Origin of the sequence: Paenibacillus pinisoli, assembly GCF_003605435.1 — a bacterium.
Lineage (GTDB): Bacteria > Bacillota > Bacilli > Paenibacillales > Paenibacillaceae > Pristimantibacillus > Pristimantibacillus pinisoli.
In genome coordinates this window covers 511771-537240 of record NZ_QXQB01000003.1, presented here as the reverse complement: position 1 = coordinate 537240, position 25470 = coordinate 511771, and the positions used below count along the sequence as shown (strand labels likewise).

Sequence of the window (25470 nt, the reverse complement as noted above, 5' to 3'; positions counted from 1 at the left end):
CAACAGAAAGAAAATAGGTGATAACATGAAATGTAGTTTGTTAATCAAAAATTGCAGCTATATGACGCCAGGCTTCGAAATCGTCGAGAATTGCGCTATCGCAATCGACGGAACGCGTATTGTCGAGATCGGGCCGAATGAAGAGCTGATAGCCAAATATGAACCTGCCGACACGCTGAACGGCAAAGGAAAGCTGTGCATGCCGGGCCTGGTCGATGCCCATACGCATACATGCCAGCAGCTGCTGAAAGGCCAGACGATGGATGAGCTTCCGATGATCTGGTCGCGTATTCTCGTTCCGTTCGAAAGCAACCTGAACGAAGACGATGTTCGCGTAAGTGCGGAGATGAGCTGTCTGGAGATGATCAAATCGGGCACGACCTCCTTTGCCGATGCCGGCGGCGTGCATATGCATAAGGTTGCCGAAGCGGCTGTCCAGTCCGGGATGAGAGCGGCTATTACGCGGTCTAGTATCGATATTGGCGATTTTTTGCCGGATACGATGAAGCAGCCGCTGGAGACGATCATCGACAACAATGAGTGGCTGCACCGCGAATATCATGGAGCTGGAGATGGCCGGATCCAGATCTGGTTCGGCATCCGGCAGGTTATGTCCTGCTCGCCTGAACTGATTCAAGCTGCGGCGCAGAAAGCCCGTGAATACGGTACGGGGCTGCATATGCATTTGGCCGAGCACCGCGACGAGGTGCGGTACTGCCTGGAGCGGTATAAGAAGCGCCCGGTCGAGTATCTGGAGTCGCTCGGCGCGCTCGGTCCGAATCTGCTGACCGCGCACAATGTCGTTTATTCTGAGCTGGAGCTGGAGCTGCTGAAGCAGTATGGCGTGAACATCGTTCACTGTCCGCGGGCCAACTTCAATTCGCACGGGTTCCCCAAAACGCCGCGCATGATCATGATGGGGATGCCGATCGGCATGGGCAGCGACGGCGCGTCCGGCTCGAACCTCAGCTTGTTCGATGAGATGCGCGTTTTCCGCTCTGGCATGCATGCTTACTGGGGACTCCCTGTATTCGATCCTATGGTCGTTCCCGTGCCGGAGCTGCTAAAGATGATCACGATCGGCGGAGCTGCCGCGCTTCAGCTTGCGGATGAGATTGGGACCGTTGAAGCCGGCAAGAAAGCCGACTTGATTCTGATCGATATCGACCAGCCTCACATTACTCCGTCGCGCATCCTGATCAACACACTTGTGGAGTCGGTCACGCCGCGGGATGTGGAGGATGCCATTATCGACGGGAAAATCGTCATGAAAAACCGTGAGATGCTGACGCTTGACGAAGAGCGCATCATGCATGAGAGCAAGAATCGAATGGACGAAATCGCTCGCAGAGCGGGTATATGATAAAGAAGCCGTGAATCCGCCTGGTGTGGGATTCATGGCTTTTTGTTATCGGTTGGGAATATTTATATTAAATACCAAATAATAATGAATGGAATCAAGAAGGGAGGGAACCAGGGATGCAGGGAAATTGAGAGGAAAGAAGGTGATCCGGCAAATTCGCGCCCCAATATGAATACGCTTTCAATTTAGGGTTGAGAACTCTGTTCATCATGCAGTAAATAAGAAACCAGCGCAACTGGATCGGTTTTTATTTCATGAAGGAGGGTTTAAGGATGAAGAGGTTTATAAGCTCCATCTTAATGACTACGATGCTAATGGCGACTCTTTTTGCAGGGGCAGCGTTCGGCAGCCCTGTACAAGGGCAGTCAGCTGATTTTATTGAAGGCCAGCTCGTGGTATCCATCGCGGAACAATCCGATTCGTATTCGATTCAAAGCACGGATGATCTATTAATCCATTCGGCATCGCTTGCGCAGAGCGGCTTTGCCGTTACAAATTCGCTGTTTGGTCAGGATGCGGGGACCTTCTCGGTACAGTCGCTCGATAGCGATGTCAAGGCTGCGGCGATAGAGAAAATGGGCTTGGTCTATTTGGTTGAGTACTCCGTTAATGATTATGCTTCGATCGATTCCGCCAAACAAGCATTGAAAGCAAAATTAGAGAACCTCGGCCAACAGGTCCGTTACATCTCGGAAAACCGCAAAATGTATGCGCTCGAAACAGCAGCCGTGCAGGATGTTTCCGTACAGGCTATTCATAACAATCAACGCTGGCATTATGACATGATTAAGGTTTCGCAAGCGTGGGGAGTAACCACAGGATCAAGCTCGGTGCGGATCGCCGTGCTCGACACAGGCATTGACAGCAATCATCCCAGCTTGAGCAATCTGGTGAATACCAGCCTGGGCCGCAGCTTTGTAGACAGCACCACACTGGACCGCCATGGGCACGGCACGCATGTAGCGGGAACGATCGCCAGCTACGGACCGGTATCGGGCGTGATGCAGAACGCGACCTTGATTCCGGTAAAAGTACTTAACGACAGCGGCAATGGTTCGATGTATGGCATTCAGCAAGGCATCCTTCATGCCGCTAATATTAGAGCTGATGTGATTAACATGTCGCTGGGCGGCGGCGGTTACGACCGTGGGATGGATGAAGCGATTCAAACGGCAGTGAGCCTGGGCACAATCGTTGTGGCGGCCACTGGCAATGAGGGGGCTTCAAGCATCTCTTATCCGGCTGCTTACAGCGGCTCGATCGCAGTGGGCTCCGTGACATCGAGCAGGACGCGTTCGAGCTTCTCCAATTATGGAGCGGGCCTTGATGTGATGGCGCCTGGGTCGAACATCTACAGCACCTCTCCGAACGGTCAATATAGAAGCATGTCCGGAACCTCCATGGCAACTCCTCATGTGGCCGGCGTCTTAGGATTAATGAGATCGGTCAATCCGAGTCTTACCCCTGCCGCGGCCAGAACGATACTCAGGAATACAGCCCAGCCTGCAGGTAACGCCAATCAGTATGGATATGGCATTGTTGATGCTCATGCTGCTGTACTGGCGGCAGGCGGGACGCCTCAGCCTAATCGGGTAACGACGACAACCGTTCAGACAGACAAAACCGTGTATCAGCGCGGGGACAATATTAATATCACGGCAAGAGTCACGGATCAGCAAGGGAATGCGCTGCAAGGCGCTTCGGTGAACTTTACGCTGACCCGTCCCAATGGAACAACGGTTACAGGCGCGGCTGCAACGAACAGTTCAGGTGTAGCTGCCTGGTCGATAACCTCGAATGCGCAAACGGCGCTCGGCACTTATCAAATCTCGGCCAATACTACACTTTCTGGCTATCAGCCTAGCACAGCCAATACAACGATTCAGTTCAGCGCCGGCAGCGGCGGCGGGGATACGCAAGCACCGACCGCCCCAGGCAATCTAATCTCCACGGGCAAGACCAGCACAAGCGTATCGCTTAGCTGGAGCGCTTCAACCGACAACGTGGGCGTAACAGCCTATGAAGTATATAACGGAAGCTCATTAGCGGCTACAGTCGCGAATACTTCGGCTACGGTCACCGGCTTAACGGCCAATACAGCCTATACGTTCACGGTTAGAGCCATGGATGCCGCAGGCAACCGGTCCGCCGCAAGCAATGCTGTAACCGTAACGACGGATTCCGGTTCGACACAGCCGACCACTCCTTGGGCCCCAGGGGTATCGTATAAGATCGGGGACGAAGTGACTTATGGCGGCGCAACCTACGTGTGCCGTCAAGCACATACTTCTATGACAGGCTGGGAACCGTCTATTGTGCCGGCATTATGGCTGAAAAAATAATAGGGTTTGATTGATCCGGGACTTGTCCCTGATCAAAGCGCCTTGCAGATTCGTCTGCAGGGCGCTTTTTGATTCTGCTGAAGAAGAGACAAGACTTGTGGCACGAGTGTACAATCTACTATAGAGCTTGCGGAGGAATGGATAGCGAAAGGCTATGCCGAAGAGCCGGTAGATATATTGCTTCAGCTTGTGGAGAAAGAAAAGTACGTATACGATAAAGCCAAAAGGCATTATGACGGAGACTTCCCGCAGGAGCTGACCGCAGCCAGGCTATGTGCCGACAGGTATGTTCATCGCCTGGCTGGTCAAAAATGATCTCGTCAGCAAGCGAGCGCTGAGGAGTGATAAATCCGATATCGAGCTGCATGTAGAGGATTCCCTCCAAAACTACCTCATCCTCGAGCCGGTTATTACAGAACGATATGAAGAATGGAAGCGTCACGGTAAACTCAAACAAAAGGATGTGCAATGACGATGGAATTTGAAGCGGTTATGCAGGAGCTTGAAGCGCTTGGCAAGGAACGCACTAAAAAGATATATATGTCCAACGGCGCACAGGAGCCGTTATTCGGCGTAGCGACCGGTCAAATGAAGCCGATCAAGAAAAAAACAGGATTAAACCAGCCTTTGGCCGAGCAGCTTTATGCTACAGGCAACTATGACGCCATGTATTTCGCAGGGGTTATTGCAGAGCCGAAAGTGATGACGGAAGCGGATTTTGACCGCTGGATCGATCGTGCTTATTTTTATATGATCTCCGACTATATCGTTGCAGTCACTCTCGCCGAGGCTGATATCGCGCAGCAAGTCGCGGACAAATGGATTGCAAGCGATGAAGAGCTGAAGAGGTCAGCGGGCTGGAGCTGTTATTGCTGGCTGCTGGGGAACCGCAAGGACCATGAGTTTTCCGTAGAAAAGATGACCGATTTGCTGGATTTGGCCAAAAATACGATTCACGACGCACCCGAGCGTGCGAAATACTCCATGAATAATTTCATCTACACTGTAGGGGTATCCTTTGTGCCGCTGCATGAGAAAGCGGTCGAGATTGCTGGCGAAGTGGGCCCGGTAGAGGTGCAGAAGGGCAAGAAAAGGGACTTCCTGAACGCTTCCGACCGTATTCAGAAGGCCATCGACAAAGAGGAGATTGGCTTCAAGCGCAGACATGTGAGATGCTGATAGCTATAAATATAGACTTTCATAAAATGTGCAAGTGTGACATGCACAATGATGAATTGCTACTTTTGGACTAATGGAAGGTGAGCTTGGGAAGCTTTGGTCGTAAATTTTTGTGACCAAAGTAACAAAAAAGATGCGAGAAATGCTAAATATTAGGATACCACTTGCCGATATAGATAAGAAAGCGACGATTATGGGTGGGGTTAATGAAAATAGCGCATAACATCTCGGCATTAAATACAACAAACCGTTTAAATAAAAGCAACAAAAGCTCAGGCGCATCCTTGGAGAAGCTGTCCTCCGGACTTCGTATCAATCGGGCGGCAGACGATGCGGCAGGTCTTGCCATATCCCAGCAGATGAGGGGACAAATCCGGGGACTGGAGCAAGCGAGCCGAAATATTCAGGACGGCACATCGCTCGTTCAGACGGCAGAGGGCGGCTTCCAAGAAATCACCGCCATGATCCACCGTCAGAAAGAACTGATTATTCAGGGGATGAACGGCACATATTCCGATCACGACCGGCGCAATATAGAGCTTGAGATCAAGCAGCTTACGGAGGAAATCGACAATATTGCGCGCAGAACCGATTTTAATACCATTAATCTTCTTTCCAGAGAAGATTATCAAGTGCTGGAGGATCGTTCGAGCCTGAATGTTGATGTGACGAATTCAGGTCCGTTTCCTACTACGGTAACAGATCGGGAAGTATATTACGGTTTTTATCCTGTCGACACTCCCGACCAGCCTAAGTATGTCGTAAGGTCAACAACAGAAACGACGACCAATAACGAATACGATCATGAGGCGCAGTTAACTCCGATCGTTTCACCGGATGGCAGACCGGGCTATAACGATTACGAAAAAAATGTTCATACGCAAACGGATACGACTGCCACAAATGAGTTTACCTTCGAACGCATCTGGTACAACGAACCGAAATTTAAAGAGCTGGATATTAAAAACATGACGATTGGCGATATTTATTTCCAGACAGAATATGTTGTCAATTCAACGGTGGCGGGCCAATACCCCGATTTCGGCGGATTCCAGGACGGGAGTACGATAATCGAAATTGACGGTGTCCCACACACGCTGAGTACGTTTACGGTAGACAGTGCGAACATATCGCCAGGTTCTATATCGGTCTTTTATTCCAAGGACGGTATCGAAATCGAAAAAATGATAACGACTGACGGAACGTCATTCACAGCGGAGTTCAAGGTGCGCAATCAGTCCGGCGTGGATGACAAGCAAATCAAGTTCAGTACAGTTTTTAAACCGAGATACGACGCTAACTACGACATTTCCTCCTCTAACGGAGTGCCGATCGGTACCCCGGCAGCCAGTGCGGACATTCCTGATACAGGACCGGTATTTGAATTGTCCAACGATCTGGTCGATTTTGAATTTGCATTTCTGAATGGCGGAAGCTATTCCAAGCCAGATTCGTTGACGACAGATAGTGCAGAGCTGGCTATGGCTTACAATGCAATTACGACAGCCTGGGAAAATGCGGTTCTAGATGACGGAGAAGTGCTGGAATTCGGTTTTTCGCTGAGCAATTTTAATTTTAAAAAAGACGTCTTCCGATTTGAAGAGGAATATACTGAAACCATCCATTCTATTGTCGAGACGGTGACCACGGATATTAAGGACATTGATTATATTCCGCCCAAGGTAGACATTCAAACGGGGGATCGAGAAAACCAGGTACTTAATATTCCATTATTCAATGTGAAGTCAGACGGACTTGGAATCGCAAATATTGGTATTCTGCCGCCGGCTGATCCGGAAGCATCATTGGCTCAGACCGAAGGCGCTTTAAAAAGAGTGAACAATTTTAGATCGATTTATGGAGCCCTGCAAAATCGTCTCGAGCATACGATGAAGTCGGTAGACAATTATGCCGAAAATTTAATGGCGGCCGAATCCAGAATTCGCGACACCGATATGGCGAAGGAAATGATGGAGTTGACGAAATCCAACATTTTGACTCAGGCAGCCCAAGCAATGTTATCGCACGCCAATTCCAATCCGCAATCCATCTTGCAATTGATCAAATAGGATATAGATAAAAGGCCCTCCATTATGGAGGGCCTTTCTCAATTAGCTGGAATGGCTTATACAGTAAGTCTAACTTTCAATAACAATCCGATTCAGCTTAAGATTGACCGGATTGGCAATGGTATCGCCTACCGGGCATTTGCTCTCCAGAAACTGTACGAATGCTTCTACTTTCTCTTGAGGAGAATTGGTCTTGATGTAGAAGGTGTATCGGATGTCGGAGTAGCCGGGACGGACTTCGGAACGGTTAAAGAAACCGTCAAGATCGAGTTCGCCTTCCACATCTACACGGAAATCCTCAAGCTGCACCTCGAATTTGGGAGCATAGACCCGTGCCACGATGGATTGGCATGCGCCCAGGGAGGCAAGCAAAGCTTCAACGGGATTCATGCCTGTGTCAGTTCCGCCAAGGCTTTGCGGCTCGTCAATTAGCAATTCGAATTGTCTTGCTTTGGTGAGGACTTTGACGCCGTCTTGCAGCTGCGCAGTTGCTTTAAATGTTTTAACATTTGCCATGATGGATGAGGTCTCCTTTTTCTGGATAATGAATGAGTATGGAGTTAATAGTTGATATATTTCCTACTATTGTAATATGTTTAGTGTATTATAGAATTAAGGGAACATTCTGTCAACTATGAGAATAGCAGATATCCATATCAAAATCTGTGCCAAAATAAGCACATTAAAGCGGCAAACCTGATATCAAGCGATGGCTTGATCTGGTTTGCCGCTTTTTCAAAGTAAAAGGATCTATTGATCTATGGCTCTAAGCTTGCAGCATCGGAACCAAGGCTCTAATATCCTCCTCGCTCCACTCGCGCAAGTTGTAGCCGGCAATCTCGTAAGGCTCGGCATATTGGATCGCGGCGGCCTTATCCCTCCCGTACCAGCGCTCCAGCGCAGGGAGCATCTCTTCCGACACGTTGAAGAAATTAGCCCAATACTTCAGAATAAAGGCCTTTTTGTCCTCCAGGCTCTCTGGGACGAGGTGATCGATTCGTTTTTGCCAAGGGGCCAGTTCATAGAATTGTGAAGCGTGGGCGTCGCAGCCAAGCAGTTTTTTCTCCAGAACGGTGGAAATGTCAATGGCAAGGTCGGCTCTATAGATGGAACGTGCGGTGAAGTCCGGCATGAGAAGGAATAGAGGTTGTTTGTTGAATGAAGCAGCGCCGCTCGCTACATATTCGGCGGCTTGGCGGACGATTCTGCCCGCGTTGCGATTATCGAAATGGCCGCCGCCATGGCCGTGGAACGTAATCACGACATCTGCGTCCCACTCGCGAATTTGTTCAATCACCTTATCGCGGTTGTCGGGACTAGGGACTAGCCAGCCATCGGATATGTTCCAGATTGTATATTCCTGTACGCCCAGGCGTTCAGCAGCTACAAGCGCTTCCTCGCCTCTGCGTTTGACAAGCTCAGGGCCTTTGTAGTCGTAATGCCCAATATCTCCGTTAGTAAGAGTAAGGAACTTTACGCGATGACCGAGCTCGGCATAAAGGGCAGCGGTGCCGCCTGCATATTCCTCCGGCTCGTCGGGATGCGCTGCAATGACGATCACATTAAGAATCTTTGACATACGTAATCTCCTCCAGAAAATAGAATGGTTGGGTGATGTAGAGCATCAAGTCTTCGTAAATGCTGCTGTCAAATCCGTAAGATATCTGGAACCGCTTTCCTTTCGAAGCGCATAAACGCATTCCTGTAACCCATACTAGCATGCCAAAGCAGAGTAGACAATGAATCTTTGTAATAAAAAATCATATTGTATTATAAAAACGGAATAAAATATCAGAATCGATCAAGTAGCTGTTAATGAGATTTATGTTATTAAATTTCGAATATATACTTCATAAAGAAGTAATATTTCAAAAACTATTGACTATCTTTTGCCAATCGGTTTAAGATGATGTTGATTGAAAGCGCTTTATTTGCGGAATGAGGAACCTATTACAGGGAGGAACCTGAACATGAAGACAAAAGTTGCTTCAACCGTGTTGGCCATAACGTTATCTATGGGGATGATATTAGCTGCTTGTGGAACGAAGGACCCTGTGAATACGCCGAGCGCAACCCAGTCTGCCGTTACCGGCAGTACGGCAACGGATTCGCCTGCCAAGGACACCATCACGGCTTTGCTTCCGCCTGTCTCTGCCAACTTTCAAAGTAATTTTGACGCTATGGAAAAAAAGTTCAATGAATTGTATCCTCATTTGACCTTGAAAATCGAGCCCGCAAGCTGGGAAGATATGGCCCAAAAGCTTGATACGCAAGTCAATGCGGGAAGCCCTCCCGACCTGGCATTTATCGGAGCCGATGTGGTCGCCAAGTATGCGCAAATGGGCATGCTCATGGACATTAAGGACATTGTAACTCCAGAGATGGTGGAGGACTTCGACGAGGTGCCATTGGAATATATGAAAAATGGGGACGGCTTATACGGTTTCCCGGCGTATATGTCCGTTCAATCCATCGGCGGAAACAAACAGTTTATGGAGGCTGCCGGGATTGATTGGAAGAAGGTGCAGCAAGAAGGCTGGACCTATGACCAATTCCGGGAGGCGATCCAAAAAGGCGTGGTGCAAGAGAATGGAAAAACCACCCGTTACGGCTTTGTTTTTGCCACTGCCGGCGTCACATCGAAAGACTATTTAACCATACTGGTCAAAAACGCGGGTCTGCCTTCGCCGTTTACGGAGGATCACAAGTACGCTTACACAAGCTCGAATTTCCTTGACGTATTAAAAGCGATTCGCGAGATGATTGACGACGGTTCCATGCCGAAGGAGCTGAGCTCGATTGATGCCGGGAAACGCTGGAATATGTTCCTGACGGGACAAACCATGATTACAGGCAAAGGCATGACTTCATTCGAAAATTCGGCGAACATCAATAATAAAAAAATCGATGCGAATGACGACAGCGCCGTGCAGGATAGCATTAAGGTGGATTATGTCGTGCTGCCATTGCCTTCCTTTGGAGGCCATAAAGCGGTATCCCATACCGCTGTTGACGGTTACGTGACATTCCGCGGCAAAAAAGAACCGACGGATGAGCATAAAGCCAATGTGGTGAAAGCGGCGTATTTCCTGGCGAGCGGTGAAATCGCAGCCACGGTCAATCATGAGTCGTTCCTGGCTGATATTACAGACAGCGGCCGCAAAGCGGCAGAAAGCATGGAGTCCATCCAAAATGCGGATAACTTTGCCGCGCTTGAACGTTTGCTCAAGCAGGCGGCGCCGGCCCGCCCGGATATTCCAATTGAGCTGGGCGCCAAAGCGATCAAAGTGGAGACAGAGGTCATTATACCTAAATTGCAAGCTTTGCTTGCCAATGAAATCACCCCGGAGGAAATGTTCGAATCGGTTAATAAGGCTGCAGCGGAAACGTTCGGAGCGGATGGTATTGTGAAGGAGTAAGAATAAAAAAAGTTGCAGACATCATGTCTGCAACTTTTTTTGATGAAGCGAATTGCTTCGACAGATTAATCTATATGAAGCAGCTTCTTCACACGCTTCGCAATCTGGCTAACGCTGAAGCCGTACTGTTCGATGATCGTATCTCCCGGCGCGGAAGCGCCGAATTTGTCAATGGCGATAATTTCGCCTTCATCGCCTACATAACGTTCCCAGCCTAAGGAGGAAGCCATCTCGATAGCAACCCGTTTTTTGATAGAAGGAGCTAATACAGATTGTTTGTATTCAACGCTCTGCTTTTCGAAGCGGTCCCAAGACGGCATGCTGACAACGACTGTATCGATTTGCTCCTCGGCCAGTGTTTGTTGGACTTGCACCGCCAGGTGAACCTCAGAGCCGGTAGCGAGCAATAGCGCCTGCGGCTGGTCACTTTTGCCCTTGGAGATGATGTAAGCTCCTTTTGACACTCCCTCGTATGCGCGCTGCCGGGTATCTTTCATAGTCGGCAGATTCTGGCGGCTTAGCACGAGGGCGGTAGGGATGTCTTGAGATTCTATAGCTAATCTCCATGCCGCTATTGTTTCATTGGCATCGGCCGGACGGATGATGGACAGATTTGGCATGGCTCTCAAGGAGGCCAACTGCTCGATTGGCTCATGCGTGGGCCCATCCTCGCCTACTGCGATGCTGTCGTGCGTAAAGACGTAAGTGACAGGCAATCCCATGAGTGCTGCTAGGCGGATTGCCGGGCGCAAGTAGTCGGAGAAGACAAAGAAGGTACCGGCATAAGGCTTTAATCCGCCATGCAAGGCCAGGCCGTTGAGGATCGCGCCCATGGCAAACTCTCGAACGCCGAACCAAATATTTTGTCCGTGGTAGGATCCGGGCAGAAATGGCTCTGTTGTCTTAATCATCGTTTTATTGGAGCTCGCAAGGTCAGCCGATCCGCCTATTATGCCAGGGACCTCCTTGGCCAGCGCGTTGATGATTTCTTCAGAGACAGCGCGGCTTGCGGCAGAGCTCCCTGTCGAATATTCCGGAAGTATGCTATCCCAGTTCAATGTGAGATGATTCTCCATGGATGCGAGCAGCCGCTTGGCCAGGTCCGGATAAGCAAGGGCGTACGTGTCCCACAGCTCCTGCCATGCTTCCTCTTGCTGAATTCCTTTTTGAACAACCTCTGCTTGGAAATGCGAGTAGACTTCCTCCGGCACATAAAAAGGAGTGTCATGCGTCCATTGCAGCGCCTGTTTCGTTAATTTGGCTTCATCGAAGCCTAGAGGCGAGCCGTGGGATGCGGATTTGCCTGCCTTATTCGGCGAGCCGAAGCCGATCGTCGTTTTGATTTCAATGAGAGCCGGTTTTGTGAGATCGGCCTTCGCAAGCTTCAGAGCTTGAGAGATTTGTTCGCAGTCATTGCCATCTTCTACGCGGATATACTGCCAGCCTTGGGCCCCGAAGCGCTGCTCCACATTTTCGGAGAACGACATATGCAGCTCTCCATCGAGTGATATATCATTCGAATCGTACAGAACGATTAGCTTGCCTAGCTTCAAATGACCCGCAAGCGATGCCGCTTCATAGGAGATGCCCTCCATTAAGTCCCCGTCGCCGCAAATCGCATACGTAAAGTGGTCAATAACAGGCATCCCGGGTTGATTGTATACAGCGGCAAGATGCTGCTCTGCAATAGCAAGGCCTACAGCGGATGCTATGCCTTGGCCAAGCGGACCGGTGGTCGCATCGATTCCCGGTGTATGCTTGTATTCCGGATGCCCTGGCGTCTTGCTTTGCCACTGGCGGAACTGCTTTAAGTCTTCAATCGATAATGCATACCCGGAGAGATGGAGCAAGCTGTACAGCAGGCTTGATCCGTGTCCGGCAGACAGGACAAAGCGGTCTCTATTAAACCAGTCCGGATTTTTGGGGTTATGGTTCATATATTGAGTCCACAGCGTATAGGCCATCGGGGCGCAGCCGAGCGGCATGCCGGGATGGCCCGAATTCGCTTGTTCGATCATATCAATAGATAAGCTGCGCAGCGATTGAACCGACAGCTGTTCGATGTTCGTCATCTCAAATGCACGTCCTTTGTTTAATGAAGTTTACACACTATGGAATTCTTCAATAGATTGAGCCAGTCGCCAATACTGCCTGTACTTCTTGGCGTAGTCTTGCTGCTTCTCGGGATCCGGCTCATAGTCGGCTTCGTACGGCTCGCAATACATCTGCTGCGCTTCCTCGATGCTAGTGAACAGGCCGCCTGCAACCGCAGCATAGATAGCCGCTCCTTTCGCGCAGACTTGATCTTGCTTGCTGATCATAATCGGCCTGCCTAATACGTCGCTCATCATCTGCATAATGTAGGGTGATTTTTTGGCGATGCCGCCAATGACGACAATTCGGTCGATTTGCAGTCCGTGTTCGATGAAGCTGTCAAAAATTCGTTTCGCGCCAAAAATAGCGGACATCAGCAGCGATTGATAGATAGCAGGCGCGGTGCTGCCCAGATGAAGACCTGCAATCGTTCCTTTCACAGCCTCATTTAATACGGGATACCGTCTGCCGTTGAACCAATCCAGAGCAACGGGTGGATTGACCGCCGTGAGCGGGATTTCCTTTGCCGCCGCTTCAAGGTTATATAGAAGCTGCTCGGAGCATTGCTCCCGCAGCCGCCTTTTCTGATCCTCGGACAAGAGGTCCGTTTGCTGAAGCATCTGCTCGACCGGCCACATCAACAGGGACTTGTACCAGGCGAAAATATCGCCAAAAGCGGCTTGCCCGGCTTCAATTCCGACATAGCCGGGAATGATGGAATGTTCAGCCAATCCGCATATATGCTTCATATCCTTGCCCGCCAAACGCTCCGGCTGCTCGATCATCATATCGACGGTGGAGGTGCCGGCCACCTTCACTAACGTGCGCGGCCTGATGCCGGCTCCTACAGCTCCCGCATGGGCATCGAAGGAGCTGCCGGATAGGATGACTTGTTCATTGACGCCTAATTGGGCCGCCCATTCCTTGGAGATCGTCCCGATTGCGGCATCAGCATGCTGCGGCCCCGCGCCATAACGTTCTTTGATCAGTACGAGATACGGGTCCAGCTGCCGAAGGCATTCTTCTGATGGCAAGCCGCCAAAGGCGCTGTGCCAAAGCGCTTTGTGGCCTGCCGCGCAAGAGGAGCGGTACATGGCCAGCGGATCCGTCCCTCCGGCCAGCAAGCTGGCAAACCAATCGCAATGCTCCATCCATGTGAAGGCAGCTTGCTTTACTTGCTGATCTTTTCTAATTGTGTGCAGGATTTTGGCCCAAAACCATTCCGAAGAATAGATGCCCTGATATTGCGTGTAGTCCACGGTATCAGCTGTAGAGAAGATCGTATTGATTTCTTCAGCTTCAGCAATAGCGGTATGGTCTTTCCATAGATGAAACATGGCATTCGAGTTATCTGCGAATTCAGGTCTGAGAGCCAGCGGAATGCCTGCTTCATCGACAGGACATGGCGTCGATCCCGTCGTATCAATGCCTATGCTGAGCAGACGCTGGCCGGCATGCTCGCCCGCATCCTGCAACGCAGATTGGAAAGCAGCGGTAAAGGCTTCGATATAATCGAGGGGATGCTGCCGGAATTGGCTGATCTCATCGTTGCAATACATTCGTTTGGCCCAGCGCGGATAGGCGCAGGATGCTTCTGAGACGGTCCGGCCCGTTGCTCCTTCAACGATAATGACTCTTACAGAATCGCTGCCAAAGTCTGCGCCGGCAACGATAGCGCCTGCTTTATTGTCCAAGATAAGACCTCCTTTAATCGACGCAACAGCCATAGGGGGATATGGTTAGCGAATGCGGATGACGCATTTTGTAACCTTGTCTTTATGCTGAATCGCTCTCTCCATACCCTCTTGGATGCGTTCAAACTCGAAAATATCGGAAACAATAGCTTTAAGCGGGATGATTCCTTTGGACACAGCCTCAATGGCTTTAGGGTAGATATTGCGGTAGCGGAATACGGTTTTGATTGTAATCTCGTTATCAACGATATGGTTCACCTGCATTTGCGCTTTGCCGCTGCTTGTATAGCCTACAAGCACAATCGTTCCACCGCGCTTGGTCAGCTTGGCTGTCTGCAGTATCGTTGCTTCGGAACCGGCTGTCTCAAACACGTAATCTGCGCCCTCATTGTTCGTCAGCGCCATGACAGTGTCTATTGCATCGGCTTCACTGGCATTGACGGTATGCGCGCATCCCAGTTCCTTGGCTTTGTCCAGACGGTTTTGCACAAGATCAACGACCGTAATATCATGCACACCCATGCTTTTTAGCGAAAGCATGGTCAGCAGCCCGATCGCACCGGCTCCTAGTATGACGGCAGACGCTCCCACCTGAGCGCCGGATTGCAGCGCGGCATGCATGCCGACAGCCAGAGGCTCCATCATCGCTCCTTCCATGGTGCTTACGTTATCGGGAAGCTTGAAGCAAAGGTCGGCAGGGTGAGCGATGTACTCGGCAAAGCAGCCTTCCAGTACAGGCAGCGAGGCATAGAAGTATACCTTTGGACAAAGATTGTATTTTCCCGATTTACAATAATCGCATCTATAGCAGGGGATGCCGGGTTCTACAGCAACACGGTCTCCGGGCTTCAGTCCGGTTACATTTTTTCCGATCGCTTCTACGATTCCGCCCGGCTCATGGCCAAGCACAATCGGGTCGGTTACATGCTTTTCTCCAATAAAACCGTTTTCAAACAGATGCATATCTGAACCGCAGATTCCGACATAATCCAATCTGATCAACACGTCATCATCTTTCACTTGAGGAATCGGCTTTTGCTCAAAATCCAGTTTCCCTACTGTATTCATAATGGCTACCTTCATTGTTTTGCCCATGTTCTATTTCTCCTCATCTCATCTAGTATTAATGATAAAATATACCCATATCATAAATTATAAAGTTTATCATGTAAACTATAGTGGATGAAAAAATTTAATTGAAAACGTATGGTTTCCTCTAAATTCGACAAAAAACTTGGCATATTCACGTATGAAAATAGCGTTAAAGGAGTTGACAACGCTTCCAGTGTGTAATATATTCAAGTTGTCGAATGACGAATAGTTAATCATGTAAATTTTTTCTTCAAAATTAGTTTATATAATAAACAGAACGGAGGACAAATGAAACGAGCACAAAACATAGATGAAGTGAAAAAGGCCAACCGGGGGTTGGTACTGAATTTGCTGCTAAGACACCGGCTTATTTCAAGATCGATGCTAGCGGCCAAGAGCGGATTGAATAAAGCGACCATTACCAATATTGTGAATGAATTTGTGGAGATGGGCGTGGTAAGGGAGCAAGGGCCGATCTTATCGGACAATGGGCGCAAAATTACAGGAATAACGCTGGCTCTGGATGATGTGGCAACAGTGGCGGTAAGGATTAACCGCGATGCAATTGAATTCGCCTTATGCGATATTCACGCGGCCGTGCTGCATAAGAGCATGGTCAGAATCGATAAGTCTACACCTATTGCTTCTATATTGGCGTCAACTTACGAGGGGATAGACCGGATGCTCGCCATGGAGGACAAGAAGGTATTAGGCATCGGAATAGCGATCGTTGGACCGCTTATGACCTTTAACAACACAACGATTGCTAAGGTATATGATATGCCGGAGCTTTCGAAGATCGATTTTCAGGAGCAAATCCAAGCCCAATATCCGCAATTGAGCGTATTTATCGACCATGATGCCAACGTATCTGCATTAAGAGAATGGAGAGACTATGTAGAGGAAACAGGTCTTACCAAAGGCATTATGATGTATCTCAATTTGGGTGATGGAATTGGCGGAGGCATCATTATTGACGGCAATCTGATCCGCGGCAAGAATGGAATCGCAGGCGAGATCGGGCACATGGGGATCAATTTCAATGCCAAGCGCAATGAATTCAATAAGGTCGGCATCCTGGAGCGGTATGCGGCTCCGATCAATCTGATCCGGTCAGTGGAAGAGAGATTGCATGACTTTCCCCATTCGCAGCTGCATGAGCATTCTACGATAAGCGATATTTATCATTATTACGAGAAGGATGATGAGCTGGCCGTATGGGCAGTGAATCAGATGGCTTGGTTTCTTTCCTATGGAATCAAAAATCTTCTGTACATCCTGAATCCGGATACGATTGTTTTCGGCGACATGATTGTCAATTCGCCCAAATTGCTGGCGCAATTAAAGCTTAATTTAAGCTATGATTTGCCGGAGGAAATCGTGGACTCTATTGATATTCGTTTCTCCAGCTATGAAAAAGGAGGCATGCTGGAAGGAGCCGGATTGATGGTTGTGAAGAAATATATGGACTCGCTCGACATTATCGATTTCATTGAAACCCACTACGGGTAGTCATGAAGGGTGAGAACAGAGACAAGCCGGGAAAGCAACACATAATGAAGTTGTTCTTATTTCATATAATGGAGGGTCTATGTATGAAGAAACCGTTTAAGTATGCGATTAGTTTGATTTCAATTATTGCTCTGGCAGGGACCTTGTTAGTCGGCTGCTCAGGCGGCAATAACAAAAATGCAAATGAAGAAGCCGTGCTGAATATCGCTACTGTCAATAACAACGATATGGTCATTATGGAAGAGATGACGTCCGAGTTCACAGCAAAAACAGGCATCAAAGTGAATTATACCGTTCTTTCTGAAAATGAGATTCGCTCTAAAATTACACAGGATGTTGGCCTCGGCGGCGGGCAATACGATTTATTTACAATCGGCGCTCAGGACTCTGCCGTTTATTTGAACAATGGATGGACGGAGCCGCTGGATGGATTGCTGAATGGCATGAGCGAGGAAGACAAAAAGAACTATGACCTGGAAGATGTTTTTCCAGTAGTCAGAGATTCGCTGTCTTCTGAATCGAAAGGATTGGGAGCGCTGCCATTCTACGCAGAAACAACTCTGCTATTCTACAATAAAGAAATTTTTGAAGCGAAAAACCTGACGATGCCTGCAAACCCAACGTGGGAGCAAGTGTATGAGCTGGCTGTAGCGGCACAGGACAAGGATAAGGGCATTGCCGGTATCGCGCTGAGAGGCTTGCCTGGCAGCGGACAGAACATGTTTATTTTCAGCTCAATCGCCAATGCATTCGGGGCGCAATATTACGATATGGACTGGAAGGCGACGTTCAACACGCCAGAGATGAAAAATGCGATCGAGTTCTATAAGAAAATTTTGGCCGATGCCGGACAAGCGGGACCAACCTCAACAGGTTATACAGAAGCTCTGAATCTCATGTCTACTGGAAAAGCGGCCATGTGGTATGACGCCAGCGTATCGGCTGGTACGCTTGCCAACTCCAAGGATTCCCTTGTCACGGGGAAAATCGGCTATGCAATGGCGCCGCTTCAAGTGAAGCAAGATGCGACCAATACTATTGGCGGATGGGGCATAGCGATTAACGCTTCCTCCAAGAAGAAAGAAGCAGCATTCCAGTTTCTAACTTGGGCGACAAGCAAGGAGTACATTAACCTGGTTGGCGAGAAGAAGGGCTGGGAAAGCACGCCTTCCGGCACCCGCGTATCCACTTATGACAATGAAAACTATAAGAAGGCCAGTGATTTTGCGGACATTACCAAAGAAGCGATCCTGAAGGTTGATTTCTTTAATCCTTCTATGAATAAAACACCGTATACAGGCAATTCCATTCCGAATATGGCTGAATACTCATCGTGGGGCGAACAAATCGCACAATTGCTTGCTTCTTATCTAGTCGGTCAAAAGAATATTGAAGCCGTATTGGAAGAAGGGCAAAAGATATTGACGGATGTGGCTGTTGCGGGAGAATATGCGAAGTAAACCATAGAACTTCACTCTCCAAAATTACTGGTACGTGCGAGGTACGTACCAGTAATTTTATTAATAGACAAGAGGAGAAGAATGATGACTACAAAGGGCGATAAGAGCAAATTATTAATTCTTCCGGCACTCATTGTTGTAGGAATTGTAACCCAGATTCCATTTATCCTTACCATTATCTATTCCTTTATTAGCTGGAACGTCAAGAGACCCGATCTGGGTATAAGTTTCGCTGGATTTAGCAATTACAAGAAAATATTGTCCGATGGTCAGTTCTACCAGGTGATATTAAATTCCCTGCTCATTGTGGTCGTTGGTCTAACGATTTGTACCGTGCTTGGCATATTGTTCGGCTTGATGCTCAATCGTGAGTTCAAGGGTGTGAACCTGCTCAGAACGCTGTTTGTCATCCCTTATTTTGTGATGGAGGCTGTAGTCGGAATTATATGGAAAACCTTGATGCTGAACCCGTCGCTTGGTCTCAATTACTACATCTCCAACGCGCTCGGACTAGAGCCCATAGATTTCTTCGGCAAATATGCATTGCTCACCATCATGTTATTGATTATCTGGCAGTGGACTCCGTTCTTCTTCCTCATCATTATGTCCGGGCTTCAGAACATGCCGTCTGAAATATTGGAAAGCGCAAGAATAGATGGAGCTACGGGCTGGAAGCTGCTGCTGCACATTCAATTGCCTTTAATCAGAGATCACATCAATGTGGCTATGACGCTGGGGTTAATTAATATCTTGAAGGTATTCGGATTGATCTATGTCACGACATCCGGCGGTCCGGGCAGCTCGTCAAGCAATTTGCCGTATTATTCGTACAAGGCGCTGTTCTATGACTGGAACGTGGGAACCGCCGCTGCGATTGCAGTCGTAACTGTTGCTCTTACGCTTATTGTTGTCCAACGTTTTTATGGATTTATGAACAAAAACAACTCGAAGAATATATGAACATAGTCTAGGCGGTGAGGAAATTGAGTAGACGATTGAATAGAAATCTGTTGACAACTATGGCGTATGTAATCGTAATATTATGGCTATTCCCGATGTTATACATGTTTCTGTCCAGCTTCAAATTTGAAAGCCAGGTTGCCGTTCCATCTTTAACCTTTACACCGACATTGGACAATTATCGGGCTGTTGTCACCCCTGAATTTTTCAAATATTTATCCAACTCTGTGCAAATTACTTTTGGTACGGTTATCGTATCGGCTGTACTAGGCGTGCTTGCCGCCTATGCGTTAGTCTATTCCGGTATCAAAAAAGCGAATAGTATTTACTTCTGGTTTATTACGACCATCTTTTTGCCGGCAGTTGCTGTGATTACGCCTATCTATATTTTGTTGGCGAAAGCTCATTTGTTGGATACAAAGCTTGCCTTAATTTTGTTGAATACAGGAGCGGGAATTCCTTTGATGATCTGGATGTGCACGACCTACTTTAAGGAGATTCCCGGTGAAATTATAGAAGCGGCTACGATAGACGGCTGTTCCAAGGCGGGCACTTTCTTCAAGATTATGCTGCCGCTCGTGAAGAACGGCATTATCTCATCCGCGCTGCTCGTGTTTGTTGTGACGTGGAACGAGTTTTTCTTTGCTGTAACGGCAACCGCTACTCAATCCGCAACCTTGCCGGTATATATGAGCAAGTTCATGACACAGCAAGGTTTCTTCTGGGGCAAGATGTCGGCGGCAGGTACGATGGTTGTAATAGTGCCTATTCTCATCGGCTTCTTTACCTATAAGTCATTCGTTAAAGGATTGACGGCAGGTTCGGTTAAAGGGTAGTTCAAAAGATTGGAGAGCGGCCATGAGAAGGCTGCTCTTTTTTCGTGTAACAGAGAAAATTCTCGGGTAGATCTATCTAGTAAAATAGCAGTGGAGGCGGCCATGTATTCGCAGACTCTTTAGCAGGGTCTTTTTTTATATATTGGGATAGCTATTGATACTTTTTTGAGTCGATGCCGTTAATACTTATGGAAAGGGGAGTGCAGGCAAGTGAATGATCCGTTCGTTTCTGTCTACGACGAGTATTTTGATGATATTTATCGATTTGTGCTTTATAAAACCGGAAACAAATGGGATACGGATGATCTCGTGAGCGACATATTTCGAAAAGCCTTCCAGCATTATCGAAATCAACAGGTGGACGAGGGGCGAGTGAAGCCGTGGTTGTTCACCATTGCCCGCAACACGGTAATCGATCATTACCGGAAGAAAAAAGAATGGGTATACGGACATGATCCTGAGGTGCTTGGGTACACCCGAATAAGCGAGCTTATGGAGACAATCGATCTTCAGCATGATTGCTTGAAGCAATCCTTGCTCGCTCTCGCTCCGGATGAGCGTGAAATGATTAACCTTAAATATATTGCCGGAATGAAGTATTCCGAGATAAGCCAAGTGGTTGGAAAAGCCGAATTGTGGCTTAAAACAAAGGTCCAACGCATCAGACAAAAGATGGCATTGTCGATCAACAAATGCATGGAGGTGTTGAAATGAACGACAAGGAGCTGGATGTGCTTATGGAGGATTTTAAGAGCAAGCTTCCTGTAAATGAGCAATTAAAGGCGGAACTCCGCCAATCATTTAATCAAAGGTCTGTTCCACGGCGACGTTCTCGCCGCATATGGGCCGGCGCTGTCGCTCTCATTCTTTGTGTAGTTTTTGCAGGGAACATATGGTTTAACAACAGCTCTGTTCCAAGGGTGGAAGCGGCAACACTGCATTTTAACCACTCCTTTTCCCTATTAGAGCAATTAGGAGAGGAGAACAGCTCCGGCATGGCGGAATATGGCGGTACCGTTTACCTTCCGCTGAAGGACAGAGGATTGTACGCTTATGATAAGAAGGGTCTCTATCCGCTGATTGCCGGTAATATTGAATTTGTTCGGGTATCTCCGAGCGGCAAGGAACTGGTTTATGTAGAGGATGGAAGCTTGAGAATTTATGAAATCGATAGCAAAAGCAGCCGCGATCTGATAATGAGAGCTTCATCTCAGGAAAGAATGGAGACTCCCGCATGGTCGCCGGACGGCACCCACATTTTATTTGTACAGAAGGGGACGGGAGATCAGGAAGCAGAAAGCCGAATTATGGAGCTGGAGCTTAAGAGTAACTCTGTGAAGGAAATTGCGATTGGAACATACCCGTCATATATGGCTGATCAGAAGTCGATTCTGTTCGAGCGCGACAATAACATTATGAGCAAAAGTTTGGGCAACGGACAGGAAACGGTGCTGGATTCAGGGCGGTATCCGGCTATCTCCAATGACGGCGCCTACATCGCATATATTAAAAAATCCCAAGGAGAGCCTGCGCTTGAAGATATCTGGGTAGCGGACTCCGATTTCAGGACGAGCAAGCAAGTGAGCCATAATAGCTTGGCTGAAGCATGGGACCCGGATACCGGACAGCTAATTGAAGGTGAACAGCAGCCGCGCTATACCTTTGAAGAACCTGTGTGGAGCCATGACAGCCGACAATTATTTGTCTACAAAGTGTTTCATACCAATGTCGTCTGGAAAAAGCTGATGCAATTCGAGGTTTCCGGCAAGATGGCCGGGCCAGAAGAGGTGGTCGCCGGATCTATTCAAGCGCTAATCTACCGGGATGAAGATTTTGCCCATAGCTTTTTCAGCTACGACCCGGGTTATCTGAAAGGAACAAGCCCTCGCCAGGTCGGTTACAGGATCTTAGACAGCGGCCAAGAGAACGGAAAGACATATGTAGATGCCAACACCTATTTATCCTACTCAGATCCTTATTATGAGATTCAATCCACTCGCTATTGGCTGTCCAAAGGCGACAGGGGATATTTGATTGATGACATGGAGGAATTAAACAATCAGGTCGTCACGATCTCCAATGGGGAGGTTACACGAGCAGCCGATAATGCAGCTTCTCAGATTATATTTGCGCTCAAGGACATGCCAGTGTCAGGGGATTGGACGAACGGAAATATTTACAGCTTGGTGTATGATGAAACAACAGGGGATGTATACTTTACGCTTAACCGGCAGAAGCAGCAACAGAGCCGAATGGACCTATTGAAATATGAGTCAGGCACTGGGAAGTTTGCGGAGCTTACATCGCTCGGAGAGGCAGATGCGACACATCTCATGATTATGGAACCGGAACAGGGCTATGTGGCGGTAGAGATGTTGATGGATGGGAAAGAAGACACCGTTGTATATGATCTGAAACGTCAAAAGAAACAGGTGCTCTCCGAAGTTGTACTAGGTGCAGCTATAGAATCGGTGCACACCCGATTCTGGATGGACGGACACTTAATATACTTCTCGCACATGGAAGGCAGAGATGTATTCCTCCAATATGATCCGGAATCAACAGAATAGCCTATTTAGCAGCTCGCGAAGCCCTCTCTGATGGAGAGGGCTTTTTATGCAAAGGCTTATTCTATTCATTTCCTTAACTAACGTCCCCAGCAGTTGAAGAAAACACTTCACAAGGTTTTTTCTTATTGAATGCACTTTTTTAGTTCTCATTTGCTTTTTTTTCTAATTTTGAAATAGCTTTAAGAACCGCATCTCGATTTTTAGCAGATTTCATCCACAAAGGAAGCCTACTTTCTACGCTAAGATAATAGGGATGGTCTTCTCTTAGTTCAGCTTGAACATAGTTTTTAAGATACTCTAAATGTTCGAGGTTATATGCCCATAAAGTCTGACCACAACAAGGTATTTGTAAATATAAAGGATAGCCAAAATACCAATCAAATGACCCTCCAATGTTTATAATGCCCTCATTCCACTTGCTACTATATGATATTATGGATTGGTTAAAGCGGATATCATTGGTCATTCCACAGTTTAAACAAACAAACCTTTTTGTAATTCCTGTGCTATGAGGGGAGTGTTCTCCCAATGAAATAACCTTTGATTTACTATTACAATTGGGACAAGCAACAAGAAACTCATAACCGAAACTTTCTAACATGCGGTGCTTATTTTTAAAATTCTTTTTCATTGATATGACCACGCCTTATTTTAGATAAATTGATAATTCTACAAAATTGACAGTAATCCCTTTTTAACTAATCTGCCTCGTTTGTTAAGTCTTTCATAGTGACCTCATTACGCTGATGTTGAATGCTTTCTAATACCTCGAACCACATTCTACGGCATGGGACATGCAAGAAATTGAAAAAAGTATAAAGATTCTTAATGACGACTTTCTGCATTTGGAATTCGGCAAAATTGAGTTTATTGACATCCCATCCTACGAAGAGACAAAAAAATCGTTCGAAGAAGATTACGCACCTTATGTTTGAAAAATCACCCTATTATAGAAAGAAGGCATCTCATGAAAACAACCCTTTATTTGACCAGGCATGGCCAGACGGAATGGAATATCGAGCAAAGGCTGCAAGGGCACCAGGATTCTCCCTTGACCGAGCTGGGCCTTCAGCATGCAGCTTGGCTCAGCGAATCGATGAGCGGCATATCGCTCGATGCGATATACGCCAGCTCCAGTCCAAGGACGCTTCGGACAGCCCAGATTTTGCGCCGTGATCGAACAATTGATATTGTGCCGGAGGATGCTCTGAAGGAAATCTCTATGGGCAGCTGGGAAGGCCAGCGGAACAGCGACATCGAGGCTCATTCCCCAGACGGCCATTTCGATTTTTGGAATAATCCTCATCAGTATGTGCCGACGAATGGCGGAGAGTCCTACCACGATTTGCAGCGGCGCGTAATTCCCAAGATCCAAGATATAATTGCCTCTAGTGAAGGGAAGAACGTCCTAATTGTGACCCACGCCGCTACGCTGAAGGTTATTATGGCCTTCTTCGAAGGCCGGGAGCTAGCCAATTTGTGGCTGCCTCCCATTGTACATTCGACAGCCTTATGCAAAGTCGTATGCGAAGGTGACCAGATAACAGTGGAGTTATACGGAGATACGTCCCATTACAGGGAGAATTAATTCATAAGTGTCAGTGCCTCTGTCACAAAATGAAGTCCTTTCTCGTTACATATGCAGCCGAAAAAAAGGAGTGGTTGCAATGAACCGAAAAACATGTATCGTCATTGGCGGAGGATACGCTGGCATTCATGCAGTAAAAGCAATTCTGAAAGCTTGGAGAACAAGAGGCGACAAAGAGACCCTGAGACTTATTCTGATTGATAAGCAAAATGAACATATACGCAAAGTATTGCTGTTTAAGCCTGCTGCAACAGCAGATGCAGCCATTCAGGTGCCGTTCAAGGAACTATTTCCCGAAGGCGTTGAATGGATGCAAGGAACCGTCGTAAGCATGGATTCGCAGAAGCGGGATATATTTGTACAGGATGTTCAAGGAATCATTCAGTCGTTCCATTACGATATGCTTGTGGTCGCTCTCGGGAGTGTGGCGCGGACACCTGCATCCGACCAAGGGGGAATTGCGTTGGCGGATTTCGATTCGGCTCGGCGCATTCGCGAGGCTTGGCAGTACAATTTGGAGAAGGCGACCCGGGAATCGGACCGGAAAGAACGTCAGCGGCTCATGACGATTGCCGTTGCGGGAGCGGGAATTAGCGGAATTGAGACAGCGGCGGAGCTGGCTCACTATGCACGAATTGAAGCGCGAAACAAAGGTCTTATTGAAAATGATGTCCGCATTCATCTCTACAACGCGAATGACCGGTTATTCCCTGAAGGCCCGGAGAAGGTAGGGCAGAAGCTGGAGCGCCATTTGTCTGCGAGCGGGGTCGATACGATACATGGCTGCAAAGTGCTCCAAGAGAAGGATGGCATCCTGACATTGTCCGCCAGTCATGAAGTTCTTGCAGGATTATGCATATGGACATTAGGCTTGCTTCCTAATGCAGGACTGCAGGCGATGGGGCTTCCGGTTAACCCGGAGGGTTATGTTATCGTCGATCAAAGCTATCGGGTCATAGGCGCTTCAGGAGTGTATTGCATCGGAGATTGCGCCCATATTACAGATGCGGCAAGCGGCCGGGCAGACGGGAAAACCTGCAAGGAAGCTATCGCTCAAGCCGCAAGGCTAGGCCGGATAATCGCTGCCGATCTGGAAGGGCGCCGGGCTCCTGAGCATGAGCCGTATATGGAGTTCTTCTGCTTTGGCCTAGGGCCGGAGCAAGGAATGGCCTGGACGCGCAAATGGGGCATTGATATGGTCATAACGGGTAAGCTGGGCTGGATTATAAGGAAGTTTACATGGGATTCAGCTAGCTTCCAGTAAGGATATAGTATAGAACGGCTTAAAGAAT

20 protein-coding genes are annotated in these 25470 nt (G+C 48.1%); 14 read left to right on the top strand and 6 right to left on the bottom strand.

The window, feature by feature from the left end; all coding sequences use genetic code 11:
- Positions 1–25: 25 nt before the first annotated feature.
- The 5 genes from D3P09_RS15795 to D3P09_RS28335 all read left to right on the top strand — a co-directional run bounded on the left by D3P09_RS15795 (position 26) and on the right by D3P09_RS28335 (position 6953).
- Positions 26–1363, top strand: a complete 1338-nt coding sequence (locus tag D3P09_RS15795) for an amidohydrolase family protein (protein WP_120111867.1) — start codon at positions 26–28, stop codon at positions 1361–1363.
- A gap of 272 nt (positions 1364–1635) precedes the next feature.
- Complete coding sequence (locus D3P09_RS28340; RefSeq protein ID WP_120111865.1) at positions 1636–3705, top strand: S8 family serine peptidase; 2070 nt, start codon at positions 1636–1638, stop codon at positions 3703–3705.
- A 286-nt stretch (positions 3706–3991) separates the two neighbouring features.
- Positions 3992–4177 (top strand): hypothetical protein, encoded by a 186-nt coding sequence (locus tag D3P09_RS15780; protein WP_120111861.1) that lies wholly within the window; start codon positions 3992–3994, stop codon positions 4175–4177.
- Between the two features lie 2 nt (positions 4178–4179).
- Entirely contained in the window at positions 4180–4884 is a 705-nt protein-coding gene (locus D3P09_RS15775; RefSeq protein WP_120112514.1) for a DNA alkylation repair protein, read from the top strand.
- 206 nt (positions 4885–5090) lie between these two features.
- Positions 5091–6953 (top strand): flagellin N-terminal helical domain-containing protein, encoded by a 1863-nt coding sequence (locus D3P09_RS28335; RefSeq protein ID WP_279387132.1) that lies wholly within the window; start codon positions 5091–5093, stop codon positions 6951–6953.
- 69 nt (positions 6954–7022) lie between these two features.
- On the opposite strand, the gene D3P09_RS15760 is transcribed toward D3P09_RS28335, so the two are convergent.
- On the bottom strand, positions 7023–7469 hold the full coding sequence (locus D3P09_RS15760; protein ID WP_120111859.1) for an OsmC family protein: 447 nt from the start codon (positions 7467–7469) through the stop codon (positions 7023–7025).
- Between the two features lie 250 nt (positions 7470–7719).
- A complete protein-coding gene (locus tag D3P09_RS15755; protein WP_120111857.1) occupies positions 7720–8532 on the bottom strand; it encodes a PIG-L deacetylase family protein in 813 nt (270 codons plus the stop codon).
- A 385-nt stretch (positions 8533–8917) separates the two neighbouring features.
- Here D3P09_RS15755 and D3P09_RS15750 point away from each other — a divergent pair, with 385 nt between their 5' ends.
- Positions 8918–10372 (top strand): ABC transporter substrate-binding protein, encoded by a 1455-nt coding sequence (locus tag D3P09_RS15750; RefSeq protein WP_120112511.1) that lies wholly within the window; start codon positions 8918–8920, stop codon positions 10370–10372.
- A gap of 65 nt (positions 10373–10437) precedes the next feature.
- On the opposite strand, the gene tkt is transcribed toward D3P09_RS15750, so the two are convergent.
- The 3 genes from tkt to D3P09_RS15735 are packed head-to-tail and all read right to left on the bottom strand — an operon-like array spanning position 10438 to position 15255.
- On the bottom strand, positions 10438–12444 hold the full coding sequence (tkt, locus tag D3P09_RS15745) for a transketolase (protein ID WP_120111854.1): 2007 nt from the start codon (positions 12442–12444) through the stop codon (positions 10438–10440).
- A 30-nt stretch (positions 12445–12474) separates the two neighbouring features.
- Complete coding sequence (locus D3P09_RS15740; protein WP_207892501.1) at positions 12475–14160, bottom strand: ribulokinase; 1686 nt, start codon at positions 14158–14160, stop codon at positions 12475–12477.
- A gap of 45 nt (positions 14161–14205) precedes the next feature.
- Positions 14206–15255, bottom strand: a complete 1050-nt coding sequence (locus tag D3P09_RS15735) for an NAD(P)-dependent alcohol dehydrogenase (protein WP_120111849.1) — start codon at positions 15253–15255, stop codon at positions 14206–14208.
- A gap of 285 nt (positions 15256–15540) precedes the next feature.
- On the opposite strand from D3P09_RS15735, the gene D3P09_RS15730 reads away from it, so the two are divergent.
- From D3P09_RS15730 to D3P09_RS15705, 6 genes are all read left to right on the top strand, one after another.
- Positions 15541–16764, top strand: a complete 1224-nt coding sequence (locus D3P09_RS15730) for an ROK family transcriptional regulator (RefSeq protein WP_120111847.1) — start codon at positions 15541–15543, stop codon at positions 16762–16764.
- An 83-nt stretch (positions 16765–16847) separates the two neighbouring features.
- Positions 16848–18224 (top strand): ABC transporter substrate-binding protein, encoded by a 1377-nt coding sequence (locus D3P09_RS15725; RefSeq protein WP_165867460.1) that lies wholly within the window; start codon positions 16848–16850, stop codon positions 18222–18224.
- A gap of 81 nt (positions 18225–18305) precedes the next feature.
- Complete coding sequence (locus D3P09_RS15720) at positions 18306–19184, top strand: carbohydrate ABC transporter permease (protein ID WP_120111842.1); 879 nt, start codon at positions 18306–18308, stop codon at positions 19182–19184.
- Positions 19185–19207: 23 nt separating this feature from the next.
- Positions 19208–20020, top strand: coding sequence for a carbohydrate ABC transporter permease (locus tag D3P09_RS15715; protein ID WP_133305013.1), 813 nt, complete (start codon positions 19208–19210; stop codon positions 20018–20020).
- A gap of 210 nt (positions 20021–20230) precedes the next feature.
- Positions 20231–20734 carry an RNA polymerase sigma factor gene (locus D3P09_RS15710; protein WP_120111837.1) on the top strand — a complete coding sequence of 168 codons (504 nt, stop codon included), beginning with the start codon at positions 20231–20233 and terminating at the stop codon, positions 20732–20734.
- A gap of 281 nt (positions 20735–21015) precedes the next feature.
- Positions 21016–22590, top strand: coding sequence for a PD40 domain-containing protein (locus D3P09_RS15705; RefSeq protein ID WP_165867459.1), 1575 nt, complete (start codon positions 21016–21018; stop codon positions 22588–22590).
- 139 nt (positions 22591–22729) lie between these two features.
- Here the strand turns inward: D3P09_RS15705 and D3P09_RS15700 are convergent, their stop codons facing one another.
- Positions 22730–23221: a hypothetical protein gene (locus D3P09_RS15700; protein ID WP_120111833.1), complete on the bottom strand. Its 492-nt coding sequence runs from the start codon at positions 23219–23221 to the stop codon at positions 22730–22732.
- A 336-nt stretch (positions 23222–23557) separates the two neighbouring features.
- On the opposite strand from D3P09_RS15700, the gene D3P09_RS15695 reads away from it, so the two are divergent.
- Positions 23558–24178, top strand: a complete 621-nt coding sequence (locus D3P09_RS15695) for a histidine phosphatase family protein (RefSeq protein ID WP_120111831.1) — start codon at positions 23558–23560, stop codon at positions 24176–24178.
- A gap of 79 nt (positions 24179–24257) precedes the next feature.
- Positions 24258–25442 carry an NAD(P)/FAD-dependent oxidoreductase gene (locus tag D3P09_RS15690; protein WP_120111829.1) on the top strand — a complete coding sequence of 395 codons (1185 nt, stop codon included), beginning with the start codon at positions 24258–24260 and terminating at the stop codon, positions 25440–25442.
- Positions 25443–25470 lie beyond the last annotated feature (28 nt).

Coding starts and splice junctions, on each gene's coding strand:
- D3P09_RS15775 (WP_120112514.1), top strand. CDS start 4,180: ATGGAATTTGAAGCGGTTATGCAGGAGCTTGAAGCGCTTGGCAAGGAA.
- D3P09_RS15755 (WP_120111857.1), bottom strand. CDS start 8,532: ATGTCAAAGATTCTTAATGTGATCGTCATTGCAGCGCATCCCGACGAG.
- D3P09_RS15795 (WP_120111867.1), top strand. CDS start 26: ATGAAATGTAGTTTGTTAATCAAAAATTGCAGCTATATGACGCCAGGC.
- D3P09_RS15720 (WP_120111842.1), top strand. CDS start 18,306: ATGATGACTACAAAGGGCGATAAGAGCAAATTATTAATTCTTCCGGCA.
- D3P09_RS15690 (WP_120111829.1), top strand. CDS start 24,258: ATGAACCGAAAAACATGTATCGTCATTGGCGGAGGATACGCTGGCATT.
- D3P09_RS15760 (WP_120111859.1), bottom strand. CDS start 7,469: ATGGCAAATGTTAAAACATTTAAAGCAACTGCGCAGCTGCAAGACGGC.
- tkt (WP_120111854.1), bottom strand. CDS start 12,444: ATGACGAACATCGAACAGCTGTCGGTTCAATCGCTGCGCAGCTTATCT.
- D3P09_RS15780 (WP_120111861.1), top strand. CDS start 3,992: ATGTTCATCGCCTGGCTGGTCAAAAATGATCTCGTCAGCAAGCGAGCG.
- D3P09_RS15700 (WP_120111833.1), bottom strand. CDS start 23,221: ATGAAAAAGAATTTTAAAAATAAGCACCGCATGTTAGAAAGTTTCGGT.
- D3P09_RS15725 (WP_165867460.1), top strand. CDS start 16,848: ATGAAGAAACCGTTTAAGTATGCGATTAGTTTGATTTCAATTATTGCT.
- D3P09_RS15695 (WP_120111831.1), top strand. CDS start 23,558: ATGAAAACAACCCTTTATTTGACCAGGCATGGCCAGACGGAATGGAAT.
- D3P09_RS15735 (WP_120111849.1), bottom strand. CDS start 15,255: ATGGGCAAAACAATGAAGGTAGCCATTATGAATACAGTAGGGAAACTG.
- D3P09_RS15705 (WP_165867459.1), top strand. CDS start 21,016: ATGGCGGAATATGGCGGTACCGTTTACCTTCCGCTGAAGGACAGAGGA.
- D3P09_RS28335 (WP_279387132.1), top strand. CDS start 5,091: ATGAAAATAGCGCATAACATCTCGGCATTAAATACAACAAACCGTTTA.
- D3P09_RS15730 (WP_120111847.1), top strand. CDS start 15,541: ATGAAACGAGCACAAAACATAGATGAAGTGAAAAAGGCCAACCGGGGG.
- D3P09_RS28340 (WP_120111865.1), top strand. CDS start 1,636: ATGAAGAGGTTTATAAGCTCCATCTTAATGACTACGATGCTAATGGCG.